This window comes from Paraburkholderia dipogonis (genome assembly GCF_042680985.1).
Lineage (GTDB): Bacteria > Pseudomonadota > Gammaproteobacteria > Burkholderiales > Burkholderiaceae > Paraburkholderia > Paraburkholderia phytofirmans.
The window spans coordinates 474,103-488,278 of sequence record NZ_JBHUFR010000016.1 but is presented as its reverse complement, the minus strand read 5'-3'; the positions used below and the strand labels follow the sequence as shown (position 1 = coordinate 488,278).

13 protein-coding genes are annotated in these 14,176 nt (G+C 61.3%); 11 read left to right on the top strand and 2 right to left on the bottom strand.

The genetic code is table 11. The annotated features are described in order from the left end of the window. The first annotated feature begins 72 nt into the window (after window positions 1–72). The 6 genes from ACFSNN_RS22315 (at window position 73) to ACFSNN_RS22290 (ending at window position 6,747) form a co-directional block, all read left to right on the top strand. Window positions 73–999, top strand: coding sequence for a LysR family transcriptional regulator (locus tag ACFSNN_RS22315; protein WP_134455773.1), 927 nt, complete (start codon window positions 73–75; stop codon window positions 997–999). Window positions 1,000–1,182: 183 nt separating this feature from the next. Beyond that, on the top strand, window positions 1,183–2,346 hold the full coding sequence (locus ACFSNN_RS22310; RefSeq protein WP_134455772.1) for an aromatic ring-hydroxylating oxygenase subunit alpha: 1,164 nt from the start codon (window positions 1,183–1,185) through the stop codon (window positions 2,344–2,346). Window positions 2,347–2,378: 32 nt separating this feature from the next. Continuing rightward, on the top strand, window positions 2,379–3,560 hold the full coding sequence (locus tag ACFSNN_RS22305) for an ABC transporter ATP-binding protein (RefSeq protein ID WP_134455771.1): 1,182 nt from the start codon (window positions 2,379–2,381) through the stop codon (window positions 3,558–3,560). A 1-nt stretch (window position 3,561) separates the two neighbouring features. Then, window positions 3,562–4,617, top strand: a complete 1,056-nt coding sequence (locus ACFSNN_RS22300) for an ABC transporter substrate-binding protein (protein WP_134455770.1) — start codon at window positions 3,562–3,564, stop codon at window positions 4,615–4,617. 37 nt (window positions 4,618–4,654) lie between these two features. After that, window positions 4,655–5,908, top strand: a complete 1,254-nt coding sequence (locus ACFSNN_RS22295; protein WP_134458788.1) for an ABC transporter permease — start codon at window positions 4,655–4,657, stop codon at window positions 5,906–5,908. Window positions 5,909–5,934: 26 nt separating this feature from the next. Further along, window positions 5,935–6,747, top strand: coding sequence for an ABC transporter permease (locus ACFSNN_RS22290; protein ID WP_134455769.1), 813 nt, complete (start codon window positions 5,935–5,937; stop codon window positions 6,745–6,747). A gap of 65 nt (window positions 6,748–6,812) precedes the next feature. On the opposite strand, the gene ACFSNN_RS22285 is transcribed toward ACFSNN_RS22290, so the two are convergent. Both ACFSNN_RS22285 and ACFSNN_RS22280 read right to left on the bottom strand, forming a co-directional pair. Further along, complete coding sequence (locus ACFSNN_RS22285) at window positions 6,813–7,244, bottom strand: hypothetical protein (RefSeq protein WP_134455768.1); 432 nt, start codon at window positions 7,242–7,244, stop codon at window positions 6,813–6,815. A gap of 134 nt (window positions 7,245–7,378) precedes the next feature. Then, window positions 7,379–8,641: an AraC family transcriptional regulator gene (locus ACFSNN_RS22280; RefSeq protein ID WP_244322723.1), complete on the bottom strand. Its 1,263-nt coding sequence runs from the start codon at window positions 8,639–8,641 to the stop codon at window positions 7,379–7,381. A gap of 122 nt (window positions 8,642–8,763) precedes the next feature. On the opposite strand from ACFSNN_RS22280, the gene ACFSNN_RS22275 reads away from it, so the two are divergent. Genes ACFSNN_RS22275 through ACFSNN_RS22255 form a run of 5 tightly spaced genes read left to right on the top strand, consistent with a single transcriptional unit; the run spans window position 8,764 to window position 14,152 of the window. Then, window positions 8,764–9,534 (top strand): enoyl-CoA hydratase/isomerase family protein, encoded by a 771-nt coding sequence (locus ACFSNN_RS22275; protein WP_134455767.1) that lies wholly within the window; start codon window positions 8,764–8,766, stop codon window positions 9,532–9,534. 2 nt (window positions 9,535–9,536) lie between these two features. After that, window positions 9,537–10,766, top strand: a complete 1,230-nt coding sequence (locus ACFSNN_RS22270) for a CaiB/BaiF CoA transferase family protein (protein WP_134455766.1) — start codon at window positions 9,537–9,539, stop codon at window positions 10,764–10,766. A 56-nt stretch (window positions 10,767–10,822) separates the two neighbouring features. After that, a complete protein-coding gene (fahA, locus tag ACFSNN_RS22265) occupies window positions 10,823–12,145 on the top strand; it encodes a fumarylacetoacetase (RefSeq protein ID WP_134455765.1) in 1,323 nt (440 codons plus the stop codon). Window positions 12,146–12,198: 53 nt separating this feature from the next. Continuing rightward, window positions 12,199–12,573, top strand: coding sequence for a DUF485 domain-containing protein (locus ACFSNN_RS22260; protein WP_134455764.1), 375 nt, complete (start codon window positions 12,199–12,201; stop codon window positions 12,571–12,573). Beyond that, window positions 12,566–14,152 (top strand): solute symporter family protein, encoded by a 1,587-nt coding sequence (locus ACFSNN_RS22255; protein ID WP_134455763.1) that lies wholly within the window; start codon window positions 12,566–12,568, stop codon window positions 14,150–14,152. The genes ACFSNN_RS22260 and ACFSNN_RS22255 overlap by 8 nt, the downstream gene beginning before the upstream one ends. The last annotated feature ends 24 nt before the right edge of the window (window positions 14,153–14,176 follow it).

Here is a 14,176-nt window from a genome sequence, read left to right as displayed (position 1 = left end):
TTTACCTATGCAAGGCTTTTTGACCGCTGCACAATGCCGCGCAATACAGACCTGAAACACGGAGCGTCGTCGATGGAGAGTCACCCGTTGCGCTACTCGTTGCGTCAGTTGCGCTATTTCGTGGTCACCGCGGAAGTACTGTCCTTCACCGCCGCCGCGAAACGCCTGCACATCTCACAGCCGTCGATCTCGACGGCGCTCGCGGATCTCGAAGTGTCGTTCGGCGTACAGCTGTTCATCCGGCATCACGCGAGCGGCCTGTCGCTCACACAAGCCGGACGCGATCTGCTCGGGCAAGCGCGCAACCTGCTGAAGTTTGCGGAGGAGTTGCAGACCACCGCGAAGGAAATGGACGGCGGCATGACCGGCGCCATCACACTCGGCTGCATGGTGTCGCTCGCGCCACCGCTAATGCCGCGACTCATCAGCCGATTCATCGACGAACACGCGGGCATCTCGTTTCGCACGGTTGAGGCGCATCAGGACGGCCTGTTGCGCGGCCTGCACGACGGCTCGCTCGACATTGCCCTCACCTACAGCCTAGACCTGACTGACGACATCGCCTTCACGCCGCTGCTCTCGCTGCCGCCTTATGCGATCCTGCCGAGGACGCATCGTCTGGCGCGCGCTCGCAAGGTATCGCTCGCGGACCTCCTGCCCGAACCGTATGTGATGCTTGATCTGCCGCACAGCCGCGAGTACTTCGCCGCACTCTTCGATGCGGTCGGCAGCCGTCCCGTGCCCGCGTTTCGTTCCTCGCAGCCGGAAGTCGTGCGCGGCATGGTGGCCAACGGTCTGGGCTATAGCCTGCTGAACTTTCCGCTCAAATCGAATCGCACCGTGGATGGTGAAGAGTTCGTCATTAAGCGTTTCAAAGACAGCGTCAATGCGACGATGCTCGGCATCGCGCAATCGCGCACCATGAAGCCGCGCCAGGTTGTGCATCGCTTCGCGTCGTTCTGCGAGACCTATATCCAGAAGCTGCATTTCGACGCATGATGACGAAGGCGCGATTGTCTGCGTCAAGCGCGCGCACGCTGCATAGGCAAAAGCTTTGCTTTGTATCTGAAAACAATATTTTGGCTTGCAATTTGGCTTGATAGATTGGTGTCCATGTTGAGCGCCACGCCGTACAAGCCTCGCGTTGACGCGCTCTCACCGTGACGAATCAAGGGGGACACCATGGCCAACCCGGCAAGCACGATCGCAGTGCAAGCACTTGTCGACGAACTGCAAGCGGGTTGCGAACGGCCATTCGGCGATGCGCATGCGATGCCGCCCGGCGTCTATACGTCGCCCGAATTTCTCACACTGGAAGAGCGCGCTATATTCGAGCGCGAATGGCAATGCGTCGGCCGCGCCAGTGCGCTCAAGGCGCCTGGCGACTACATGACGGCGCGCATCGGCGCGCAACCTGTCGTCGTATTGCGCGACGAACAGATGCAACTCAAGGCGATGTCGAACGTGTGCCTGCATCGCATGTCGGTGCTGCTCGAAGGACGCGGCAACGTGCGTCGAATCGTCTGCCCATATCACGCCTGGAACTATTCGCTGGACGGCGCGCTGCAAGGCGCACCACTCATGGATCGGCAGGAGAGCTTCTGCAAGGAAAGCTATCGGTTACCTAGCGTGCGCTGTGAAGAATGGCAAGGCTGGATCTACGTGACGCTCGACGAACACGCGCCGCCCGTTCGCACGCAGCTCGCCGAACTGAACGAGCTGATCGGCGCATACGGTATGTCGGACTATATCGAGACCTTCCATGAAGAGCACGTGTGGAACACGAACTGGAAGATCCTCGCGGAAAACTTCATGGAAAGCTATCACCTGCCCATGCTGCATCGCGCGACGGTAGGGCCGCATTCGCGGCTCGAGGAAATGGAATGCCCGCCGGGCTATCCCGCCTTCAATTACCACTGGATCACCAAGGAAGCGTCCTTGCCCATCGGCAACGCGCATCCGGCGAACACGCGCCTCACGGGACACTGGCGCAAGACCACGGCGCTGCTTGCAATCTACCCGACGCATCTCGTCACGCTCACGCCGGGTTACTTCTGGTATCTCGTGCTGCAGCCGCAAGGCGTGGAGCATGTGCATATCCGCTTCGGCGGCGGCCTTGCACCGGAGTTCATCGCCGATCCCGAGGCCAACGCCCATATGACTACGCTGAAGAAGCTGCTCGATGAAGTGAACGCGGAAGACAAACGCGGCGTGGAAGCCGTGTTCCGCGGCGTGCATGCGCCGCTCGCGAAGCCTGGTCACCTGAGCCCGCTCGAGCGTCCCAACTATGACTTCGCGCGCTATATCGCCGGCAAGATCGGCGCCGCGCAGACCGGCACGCATTGATTACGACGCACCATCGACAGGACGCGATCACGATGTCAAACCCTTCCTTCATTTCGTTCTCGGGCGTGAGCAAATCGTACGACGGCGCCCAATACGTCGTCGACGACTTGAACCTCGACGTGCGCAAGGGAGAATTCCTGTCGCTGCTCGGCCCGTCCGGCTCGGGCAAGACGACCACGCTCATGATGCTCGCGGGATTCGAATCGCCCACGCACGGCGAGATTCGCCTCGACGGCCGGCGGCTCGACGACAAGCCGCCGCATCAGCGTGACATCGGCATGGTGTTTCAGAACTACGCGCTGTTTCCCCATCTGACGATTGCGGAGAACGTAGCGTTTCCGCTATCCGTGCGGCGCGTGAGCCGTGCCGAGCAGAAAAAGCGCGTGCAGCGCGCGCTTGAAATGATCGAACTGCCGCATCTGGCGAACCGGCGTCCCGCGCAACTCTCAGGCGGACAGCAGCAGCGCGTGGCGCTCGCGCGCGCTCTCGTGTTCGAGCCGAGCGTCGTGCTGATGGACGAACCGCTCGGCGCGCTCGACAAGCGCCTGCGCGAAACCATGCAATACGAAATCATGCGTTTGCATCGCGAGTTGTCGCTCACGATCGTGTACGTGACGCACGATCAGGCCGAAGCGCTGACCATGTCGGACCGCGTCGCCGTATTCTCCGATGGCCGGATTCAGCAGGCCGCCACGCCGAGCGAACTCTACGAGAACGCACAGAACGCCTTCGTCGCGAACTTCGTCGGCGAGAACAACGGCTTGACCGGCCGCGTGGTCAGTGTGGGCGAGGACTGGGCGACGCTCGCGCTGTCCGACGGCAGCGTCATTCGCGGCCGCAGCGAACCCGGCCTGCGCGCCGGCGACGAAGCGATGCTCGCGTTGCGCCCCGAGCGCGCGCATATCCCGAGCGCCGAAGGCGCGCAAGTCGACGAACACAGCAACGTGGTGTGCGCGCATGTCCAGGAACTGGTGTATTGCGGCGATCATCACCGCGTGCACCTCGCGCTCGGCTCGCGCGATTCCTTCGTCGTGAAAGTGCCCAATACGCAGCGCCATGCGCTGCCTTCGCCCGGCAGCGAGATCGAAATCGCATGGCGCCACGACGACTGCAAGATTCTCGCGATGAGCGCGCCGCGCAGCGCGCCCGTGATCCCCGCATCGACCCCGCTCTCACCCTCCATCATCACGACCGCACCTGCAGGAGCCAACTAAAATGCGCACTCTCGTCAAAACACAAAACGTCGCACTCGCAGTACTTGCCGCAGCCGCTTTGACCACCGTGACCGCCCAGGCAGCGGAGACGCTTTCCGTCGTGACCTTCGGCGGTGCATACGAAGCGGCGGCAAAAAAGGCCTATTTCGAACCGTTCACCCAGGCCACCGGCATCGGCTTCTCGACCGAATCGTATGACGGCGGCCTCGCGAAGCTCTCCGCGATGGAGCAGGCGAAGAACACCACGTGGGATCTGATCGACCTCGAAACGAACGACGCGATCACCGCGTGCGACGAAGGCCTTCTGCAGAAGTTCGACAAGAAGACGATCGGCAAGACGAGCGACTTCATTCCCGGCACGATCAGCGATTGCGCGGTGGCGAGCATGGTCTGGTCCACGGTCTACGCATACGACGCGAGCAAGCTCAAGACCGCCCCGACCACCGTCAACGACTTCTTCGATCTGCAGAAATTCCCGGGCAAGCGCGGCCTGCGCAAGTCGCCGAAAGTAACGATGGAATGGGCGCTGATTGCGGACGGCGTCGATCCCAAGGATGTCTACAAAGTGCTCGGGACACCTGCCGGCGTGGATCGCGCGTTCAAGAAGCTCGACACGATCAAGCCGAACATCGTGTGGTGGGAGTCGGGTGCCCAGGCGCCGCAGTTGCTCGCGGACGGCGCGGTCGTGATGACGCAGGCCTACAACGGCCGCATTTCCGACGCCGCGAAGAAGGAGAACAAGCCGTTCAAGACCGTGTGGGACGCGCAGGTCTACGACTTCGACTGGTGGGCCGTTCCGACGGGCGCGAAGCACGCCGATGCCGCCGCAAAGTTCATCGCCTCCGCTTCGCAGCCGAAGGCGTATGCGGATCTGTCGAAGTACATCGCCTACGCGCCGCCGCGCAAGGACGCGATCGCGCTGATCGACAAGCAACGCCTCGCCGATCTGCCGACCGCGCCCGACAACTTCAAGCGCGCCTTGCAGATCAACGCGAACTTCTGGGCCGACAACGCGGACCAGATCAACAAGCGCTTCCAGGTGTGGCTGACGCAGTAATACAACCGTCCGACGAGAGCCCGACTTGACTACTCACATGCCCGCTTCGGCCCGCGCCACGGCCCCGGGCTCTCCGACGAGAGCCGACGGCCGCGCGTCGTTTGAAAAGGCGCGCCGCCACGCATCGGTGCAGGCGCTGTTGCTCGCGCTGCCGCTGATCGTGTTTCTGCTGTCGACGTTCATCGCGCCGATCGCGCTCCTCCTCGCGCGCAGCGTACAGAACCACGAAGTGCCCGACAGCATGCCCGCGCTCACACGCGCGCTCGATTCCTGGGACGGCCGCGGCGTGCCGGACGAGCGTATGTTCGGTCTGCTCGCCGCGGGGCTCAGGGAGGCGCAGCAAAGCGGCCAGCTCGGCACGGTCGCGCGGCGGCTGAACTTCGATCAGGCCGAGTTCCGCAGCCTGTTGATGCGCACCGCGCGCCAGTTGCCCGCCGACGCGCCGCCCGCATGGAAACCGGCGCTCATCGAGCTCGACCCGCGCTGGGATTCGCCGGAAATCTGGCGCTTGCTGAAGCGCGCCGCCTCGTCGCCGACGCCCGACTATCTGCTAGCGGCCGTCGATGCGCATGTGACACCGCAAGGCGCGGTCGCGTTCGTGCCGGACAACGCGTCGGTCTACCGGCAGGCGTTCGCGCGCACGATCTCGATCAGCGCCACAGTCACGCTGCTGTGCCTCGTGCTCGGCTACCCGGTCGCGTGGCTGCTAGCGAACCTGCCCGCAAAAAGCAGCAACCGTCTGATGCTCTTCGTGATCGTGCCGTTCTGGACCTCGCTGCTCGTGCGCACAACCGCGTGGTACGTTCTGCTGCAACCGGGCGGCGTCATCAACAGCCTGCTGATGGGTCTCGGACTCACTACGCATCCGCTGCCGCTCGTCTTCAACCGCGCGGGCGTGCTCATCGGCATGACGCACGTATTGCTGCCGTACATGATTCTCGCGATCTATTCGGTGATGAAGAGCGTATCGCCGGTGTACGTGCGCGCCGCGCAATCGCTCGGCGCGCACCCGTTCACCGCATTCGTGCGGATCTACATTCCGCAGACGCTGCCCGGCGTGGGAGCGGGCTGCTTTCTCGTGTTCGTGCTCGCGCTCGGCTACTACATCACACCCGCGCTGCTCGGCGGCGCCGGCGACGAGATGATCAGCCAGCTCATTGCCATTCAGACCAACACGCAACTCAACTGGGGCCTCGCCGGTGCGCTCTCGGCGTATCTCGTGATCTTCACGGCGATTTTCTATTTCCTGTTCAACCGCATCGTCGGCATCGACCGCTTGCGCTTCGGTTAAACACGCTGATACGACCAGGGAACGACATGCAAGAACAACGCAATAAGGTGCTGACGGAACGCGTCGCCGTGCGCTGGGTACGGCTGCATACAGCGCTTGTGCTGTTCTTCCTGATCGCGCCGATTCTCGCGATCATTCCGCTCTCGTTCAATTCGGGCTCGTACTTCTCCTACCCGTTGCAGGGCTTTTCGCTGCGCTGGTATGAGCAAGCGCTCACGAGCGCGGACTGGCAGCGTTCGCTGCTGAACAGCATCGGCATCGGCGCGGCGTCGACGCTGATCGCCACGTGTCTCGGCACGCTGGCCGCCTTGGGCATTTCGCGCACGCAGTTTCCGCTGCGCTCGCTGATCATGCCGATCCTCATCTCGCCGATGATCGTGCCTATCGTGGTTGTGGCCGCGGGCTTCTATCTGATCTTCGCGCCGCTCGGTCTCGTGAACTCGTACCCCGGTGTGGTGCTCGCGCATGCGGCGCTCGGCACGCCGTTCGTCGTGATCACCGTGACGGCATCGCTGCTATCGTTCGATCAGAGCCTGCTGCGCGCAGCCTCCGGACTCGGGGCGACGCCCTGGATCACATTCAGGCGCGTGACCTTACCGCTCATCACGCCAGCGGTTGCAACCGGCAGCGTCTTCGCTTTCGCGACCTCGTTCGACGAAGTCATCGTCATTCTGTTCATTGGAGGCCCGGATCAAAGAACGGTGCCGCGGCAGATGTGGAGCGGGATTCGCGACTCGATCGATCCTTCGATCCTCGCCGTGGCGACGATGCTGATCGTGTTCGCCGTGCTGCTCTTCGCAAGCATCAACTGGCTGCATGGGAGCCGGGTACGGCACTAAGAAAACAGCGGGTCGCGCTGCTTCGCGATATCTATCGCCGGCATGGGCGCAAGCCGCCCGCGCAATCAATGGTAAGTTGTCGTAGACGACTGCAGCTTCGTCAGCACGCCGCCTTTGAATCTGAACCAGCCTTGCGAGCTTTGCATCACGACTTCATCGCCTTGCCAGAACACGCGCTTGACCGTCATGCGCTGACCCGAGCGCTGCACGAGTGGCGGACGATGGCGAAAGTCGTACAGCACCGGACCGGCATTAGTCTGCACGAGCGTGCGCGTGACGGTGTCGCTTACGTTACCGACCTCGTCAAAATGCGTGAGCGCGTTCGCGCCGAAGCGATCGAATACTTCCTTATCGAGCATCCCCACGAATTCGCGGTCGGCGCGCACGAATTCCAGTGCGCCCGAAGGCGTGGCGAGCGGGCCAGCCGCGTTGCTCTGCGCATGGACAGAGGTCGCGAAGGAGATGGCTGCGAGCGAAGCAAGGAATAGTCGTCTCATGTTTTCTTTTGGATTCAGGGGCGGCTCCGACGGCGGAGTGCGACTTGCAATCTTAGCTTGGGCACATTGACGCCAATTCTGACCGACGCGTTTAAGGTCTGCAACTGGACCGGATAATCGACGCGCCACTCCCGTCACCCATCCTTGTCCATTCCCTTCCGATAAAGACTGGGGGAGTTTCCAGTCCACTTCCTGAATGACCGGCGAAAGCTCGCCGCGTCCGAAAATCCAATGCGTTCGGCAACCTGATCGATAGGAAGCCGCGTGTTCTCCAGAAACTCGATGGCGAGCGACCGGCGCACATCGTTCAGCAAGGTTTGATACGAGTAGTTGTCGTCGGCCAGACGTCGATGCAAAGTTCGCACCGACATGCCGAGTTGGGCGGCCATCTTCTCGGCGGATGGAAACACGCCCGGTGCGTTAAGGCAGGCCATGCGGATCTGGCGCGGAAGTTCGGGAATGCCGTCGCGTTCTTCAAGAATGCGATCGCACAATTGCTGGCAGATTTGCGCAGTAATTGGATTCGCATTTGGACACGGACGGTCCAGTACATGCACGTCGAAATGCCACTCCATCGTATCCGCGCCGAATTCCACAGGACAGTCAAACATTCTTTCGTAATTCCGCCAATGCGGCGGCGCCGGATATGCCATGACCATGCGCTTCGACGGAAAAGGCGCTTCCAGCACGCGGCTGAATAACACGGTCATCGAGCTTCGCCAGAATTCGGCGACAAACGGCAACATGTCGCCGAGCGATGCGAGTCCGTGGCTGCGCAGAATGCCGGTGTCTCCCTCCGTGGAATAGCTGATCTGCAAAACCGCGCCGGCCATCCTGACATTTTCGACGCTGAATTTCAGGGCGTCTCCAAAGGTCGTGCTGCTGACCATGGCATAGCCATATATGCCGAAGTCGCTGATCCTCTGACGCGCACCCGCAAGCAAGCCAACATCGGCTCGTGTTGCAAGCCGTTGAGCGTTTCGATAAATGGCGAGGCGCTGACGATGCGAGATTCTCGCATGCGAATCCTCCAACTGGTTCGCATGGACGCCCGTATTCGCGAACAGTTTATTGACCGAAACGCCCTCGGCGGCGAGTTCGGCGGCGAGCGCGGCCAGGCCGAGAAGACTCTGCGTCGGCGCGTCGAGATCCGGATGCAATGGCGTGATGATTTTAGGTGGTCGCACGGTATGTCTCGCTCCAGTTGCCAACATGCTCGCATATTTTTCCAATCTTCGTCTTGCGCGTTTGGCACAGTTTGACACGGCAATTGGCAGGGTTGGACGTTGCCGCTCAATCATCTCACTGAGATAGTAACCATCAACGGCGCATGCCGAAAAACAGATGGAGACAAGCCATGAAGCCCTCAATTCAACCCACCCCAACAGTAGTGACAACCCTGATCGGCGCGCGTCTTGCAATCGTGGATGGCGCAATCGGTCCCGTCCACGCCGCGACGCAACACGCTGACTGATGCCAGCGGCCTTTGCCTCGCCTATCGCACATTGCAGAGAAAACCATGACCACAGTAAAGATTGAAATGGATGGCGCCGTCGGAATCGTTTCGTTAGCCAAGCCGCCGCACAACCTGATCGACGATGCGATGATCGCGGATCTGCTCGCCGCGTATCACGGCGTGGTCGACGATGGCGCGCGCGCGATCCTGCTCAAGAGCGACATGCGGCACTTTTCCGCCGGCGCGGAAATGAACTCATTTACCGATGGCAAAACGGCAATCCAGCACAACGCCGATCAATTCCTCGAGTTTCTCGACGTGCTGGAAAACGCGCCGGTCCCGACACTCGCCGCCGTTCACGGCGCCGCGCTCGGCGGCGGCCTCGAACTTGCGCTCACGTGCGACATGATCGTCGCCGCGGACACGGCGTACTTCGGCCAGGTCGAGAACATCGTTGGTCTTATTCCGCTGCTCGGCGGCACGCAACGACTCGTACAGAGAGCGGGCATTGTTCGCGCCAAGGAAATCGCACTGATCGGACGGCGGCACGCGGCGGAAGCATTCGAGCGCTGGGGAATCATCAATCACGTCGTGCCCGAAGCCGAACTCCAGACCGCCGCCATGTCGTTCGCCCGGCAACTAGCGGCAGGCCCTACCAAAGTTCTCCACGGCATCAAGCAGCAGGCGAACCTCGCTGCCAACGGCGGCGTGCGCAGCGCGGACCTCGAACAGATCAACCTTAACAACCTGATCTGGCAGACGGGCGATCGCGAACGCGGTTTCGCTTCGTTCTTTTCGACCGGGCCCGCCACCGCCGAATTCAAGGGAGATTGATCATGTCCGCACCGCTCGAAGGTATTCGCGTGATCGATTTCACGCGAGTACTGGCTGGACCGCATTGCACCAAAACGCTCCTCGATCTCGGCGCCACCGTGACCAAGATCGAACCACCCTCCGGCGATATCGGCCGCGTGAGCATGCCGCATATCGGCGACATGTCGCTGTATTACGTGCAGCAGAACGCCGGCAAGCGCAACGTGAGCCTCGATCTCAACTTCCCCGAGGCACGCGCGATCATGGTCGACATGTGCCGGGACGCGGACATCATCGTCGAGAATTTTCGCCCGGGCACGTTGGACCGGTTTGGACTCGGCTATGAACAGGTGCGCGCTTTCAACCCGTCTGTGATCTACGCGTCTTTGAGCGGCTACGGACAATCGACTTCATGGCGCAATCGTCCCGCGTTCGCGCCGACCGTGCAAGCCGAGTCGGGACTGACCGACATCGTCCAGCACCATTTCGGCGCTGCGCTCACCGAAGTCCGCAACGACGCATGCAGCCACGCCGACATGTACACCGGCCTTCATGGCGTGATCGGGATTCTGGCCGCGCTTCAACATCGTGCGCGTACCGGCGAGGGGCAACACGTCGACGTCTCGATGGCGGCCACCATGCTATCGGTGAACGAACGCGTGGGCGCACAACTGTCGGAAATCGATACGGATGGCGAACCAATCATTCTCTCGGCGCCCGATTCGCACATCTTCGATTTGCCCGATGGACGCCAACTCACCATCGCAGGCAGCCCGATCTACACGCCGATGTTTTCGCGCTACTGCGCGATGATGCGTCGCAACGATTTGCTGAGCGATCCCCGCTTCGGCACGGCGCTTTTGCGGCGGCGAAACATTGCAGATCTGCTGGCCGAAGTGCGCGCCTGGCTTCTCACGTTCAACGACCTGGATCAGCTCCAGACGCAAGTCAGCGAAGCGGGACTGGCTATCGGCGTGGTCCGGAGCGTCAACGAGTTCGCCAATTCCGAGTGGGTGCAGGAATGGGGTGCGCTAGTCGATGTCGACGACAGATCAGGCGGCACGACACGCATGCCCGGCGCGCCGTGGCATTTCAGCGAATCTGAGTTACCGCAGCCGGGCAGCCCAGCTTTCCAGGGCGAGCATAACGCCGAAGTGCTCTCCGAACGCAAGCTCAGCGCGGCGTTCATTCGGGATTTGCAGGAGCGCGGAATCCTTCTCAGCAGGCTCAGCCCCACGCATCCGTTCGACTGACCGTCGCCGCCATGACGCGAGCGGCTCGCGCTTTAACCGAATGAATCGAGACGAACATGCAACACACACTGAATCAGACGCATGATCCCGCTGCGCGCAGTTGGGTCGAGTCCGCCAATGCACCGGCGTGTGACTTTCCAATCCAGAACTTGCCGTTTTCGGTTTTCCGCAGAAAGCATTCCGATGAGGCGTTCCGCGGTGCGGTCGCAATCGGCGACCAGGTGATCGACATGGCGGCCTGGGCGTCTCGTGCCAGTCTCAATGGCATTGCGGGCCAGGCTGCGCAGGCGTGCGCTCAGCCCGTGCTCAACGAGTTCTTCTCGATGGGTCCGTCCGCATGGCGCGCTGTACGACACGCGCTATTTGCAGCGCTCCACGAGCGAGCCCCCTCGGACGATCGCGCGGCGCTCGAGGCGTGTCTGATCCCGCAATCGGAAATGGAATACGGCCTGCCTGCGCAGATCGGCGATTACACGGATTTCTATACGTCGATTCATCACGCGACCAACATCAGCAAGCTACTCGGCCTGAGCGGCGTGGGCGCCAACTTCAAATCGATCCCCATTGCGTACCACGGCCGGGTTTCTAGCATCGGGCTCAGTGGCCAGCGGTTCCGGCGCCCCGCGGGCCAAATCATGCTTCCAGGCGAAGATGCACCAATCTTCTCGCCGTCGCGCAAGCTGGACTACGAACTCGAACTCGGCATTTACATTGGGCAAGGCAATGCGGCTGGCGAGCCGATCGATCTGGATCATGCCGACAGTCATGTATTCGGGCTATGTCTGCTCAACGACTGGTCCGCTCGCGATATTCAGGCGTGGGAAATGCAGCCGCTAGGGCCGTTTCTGGCCAAGAATTTTGCCACCACGATCTCGCCGTGGATCGTGACCATGGAGGCGCTGGCGCCGTTCAGGCTACCTCTGCCCCGTCCGCACACCGACGGAAAGCCGCTGCCTTATCTGGATTCCGACCGCAATAGCACGACGGGCGCGATCGATATCCAGCTGGAAGTCTGCATAGAAACTTCTCGCCATAGAGCCGGGAATCTCCCGGCCGCGCAACTCTCACGCACGAGTTTCAGACATCAGTACTGGAGCATCGCTCAGATGGTCGCGCATCACGCCGTGGGCGGCTGCAATCTGCGCGCAGGAGACCTGCTTGGCAGCGGCACCATTTCGGGTCCGGAGAAATCGGAAGCAGGCGCGCTGATGGAACTTGCACGCAACGCAAGCGAACCGGCCACGCTGAATACCGGCGAAAAGCGCGGGTACGTAGAGGATGGCGACGCCATTATTCTGCGCGGCCACTGTGAGAAAGCAGGCTTTGCTCGAATCGGCTTTGGAGAGAGCCGCGGAGAAGTTTTGCCGGCAAAGCGCTAGCGATTCGCCGCTTCAGCTGTCTGTCATGAACACCATCACGGAGGAGACCCGACATGCAATCGATGGAATCAATCAACGCGGAGTTCGAGAGGCAAAACGTGACAAAAGTCAGATCATCCGGCTTGTCTCTCGAAGAGAAGACGCGAGCGCTCGCAAAGTTCCGGAACCGCTTCGTGTGGTCATTGCTTTATGCCTCACTGGGAATCTATTTCGGCCTGTTGATCGCAGTACTGGAGTTTCCTGGCGCGATGTCCCTATCCGTCTACGGCGAGCTCAATCTTGGGCTGCTCGCGGTAGTCGTTCAATTCGCGCTAACGATCGCTACCTTCTGGGGCTACTGCGCATGGGCAGAGCGAGTCTACGACCCGAAAGCGGCCGAACTGCTTCACAGCGCGTTTGCACAATTGAACGGTGATCGCCATGAATAATCTGATCAGTCACGGCGGGCTTCGAATCATCGCTTTCGTGGGATTTATCGGACTCAGCCTCATTCTCACCGGATGGAGCGCTCGCCGATCGCGCGGAACCTCCGGATTTTTCGTAGCCGGCCGCAATCTGTCGCCGTTTCAGAACGGCCTCGCGCTGGCGGGAGACTTTATGTCCGCCGGCTCGTTTCTCGGTGTGACGGGACTCGTTTCACTGTTCGGATTCGACGGCATCGTGTATCAGGTCGGCTTTATCGCCGGATGGATCATGATCATGCTGATCGTCGCCGAACCGGTCAGAAACTGCGGCAAATACACCCTTTCCGATGTGGTCGCACTGCGTTTGCGCAGCCGCGGCGTGCGAGCAGCCACATCGGTTTCTTCGCTGATCATTTCGTTAGCCTATCTACTCGCGCAACTCGTCGGCGGCGGCGCACTGGCGAGTCTGCTACTACCGATCGGCACCAACGCCGCAATCGTGCTGATCGGCATACTCATGATCGCGTATGTACTGTTCGGCGGAATGGTGGCCGCGACTTACGTGCAGATCGTCAAGGCCGTGCTCGTCTGGACTGCCGGCGCGGTGCTCGTGCTGCTCGCTCTCGCGCATTTTTCCTTCGACGTGGGTGCGCTGTTCAATAAGGCACGCCTCTCGTCGTTGCATCCGGCGCAGTACTTCGTGCCGGGCGGCTACTTCAAGGATCCGCTGGATACGCTATCGCTCACGCTCGCCCTGGCGTTGGGCACAGCAGGACTGCCGCACGTCATGACCCGGTTTTACACGGTGCCGTCCGCCGTCGCGGCGCGAAAGTCCGCGAAAATCGGCCTGATCGTGATGACGTCTTTTGCGGTAATGATGATCGTGCTCGGATTTTCCGCCGCCGCAATCGTAGGACCTGCGGCGATTCTCGCCACACATAGTTCGGGAAATAGCGCCATTACGCTACTCGCCACGACACTCGGCGGGGGTGCGGGTTCTGCCGGCGGCGAACTTCTGCTCGCCTGCGTGTCGGCCATTGCTTTCGCGACAATCCTTGCGGTCGTCTCCGGCATCATGATTTCTTCGGCCTCGACCATCTCTCACGACATCTTCGGCCAGCTCTTCTCGGCGTCTCGCGACAAGGAGCGCCGGCAGGTCGTGATCGCGAAGATCGCCACGATAGTCTTTGGTATCGCCGCGATGGGGCTCGCGCTGCTCGTCAAGACGTTCAATGTCGCGTTTCTCGTAGGGCTCGCGTTCGCCATTGCGGCCAGCGCAAACTTGCCCGTCATTCTCTTCTCGATGTACTGGCGGCGTTTCACGGATCGCGGCGCTGTAGCCGCGGTGCTCGCCGGCACCCTTTCCTCGATTGGGCTCGTACTGCTGGGGCCGGCCGTCATTGGCGCGAAAGGCATCATCTTCAAGGATTCCGCTCCGCCTTTCTGGCTCTCGAATCCCGGTCTGTTCAGCATTCCGGTGGGCTTCATCGCGGGCTGGATCGGATCGGTCACGACCCGCCAGAATGCCGCCGACGCTTCCTTTGACGCCCAGCAACTTCGAATGCTAAGCGGCCTTGGCGCGGAAGCCGCGTCGGAACACTGACGCGAGAAAACGCACTCACTCTAC

Coding starts and splice junctions, on each gene's coding strand:
- fahA (WP_134455765.1), top strand. CDS start 10,823: ATGCAACACACACTGAATCAGACGCATGATCCCGCTGCGCGCAGTTGG.
- ACFSNN_RS22315 (WP_134455773.1), top strand. CDS start 73: ATGGAGAGTCACCCGTTGCGCTACTCGTTGCGTCAGTTGCGCTATTTC.
- ACFSNN_RS22270 (WP_134455766.1), top strand. CDS start 9,537: ATGTCCGCACCGCTCGAAGGTATTCGCGTGATCGATTTCACGCGAGTA.
- ACFSNN_RS22290 (WP_134455769.1), top strand. CDS start 5,935: ATGCAAGAACAACGCAATAAGGTGCTGACGGAACGCGTCGCCGTGCGC.
- ACFSNN_RS22260 (WP_134455764.1), top strand. CDS start 12,199: ATGCAATCGATGGAATCAATCAACGCGGAGTTCGAGAGGCAAAACGTG.
- ACFSNN_RS22305 (WP_134455771.1), top strand. CDS start 2,379: ATGTCAAACCCTTCCTTCATTTCGTTCTCGGGCGTGAGCAAATCGTAC.
- ACFSNN_RS22255 (WP_134455763.1), top strand. CDS start 12,566: ATGAATAATCTGATCAGTCACGGCGGGCTTCGAATCATCGCTTTCGTG.
- ACFSNN_RS22300 (WP_134455770.1), top strand. CDS start 3,562: ATGCGCACTCTCGTCAAAACACAAAACGTCGCACTCGCAGTACTTGCC.
- ACFSNN_RS22275 (WP_134455767.1), top strand. CDS start 8,764: ATGACCACAGTAAAGATTGAAATGGATGGCGCCGTCGGAATCGTTTCG.
- ACFSNN_RS22310 (WP_134455772.1), top strand. CDS start 1,183: ATGGCCAACCCGGCAAGCACGATCGCAGTGCAAGCACTTGTCGACGAA.
- ACFSNN_RS22295 (WP_134458788.1), top strand. CDS start 4,655: ATGCCCGCTTCGGCCCGCGCCACGGCCCCGGGCTCTCCGACGAGAGCC.
- ACFSNN_RS22285 (WP_134455768.1), bottom strand. CDS start 7,244: ATGAGACGACTATTCCTTGCTTCGCTCGCAGCCATCTCCTTCGCGACC.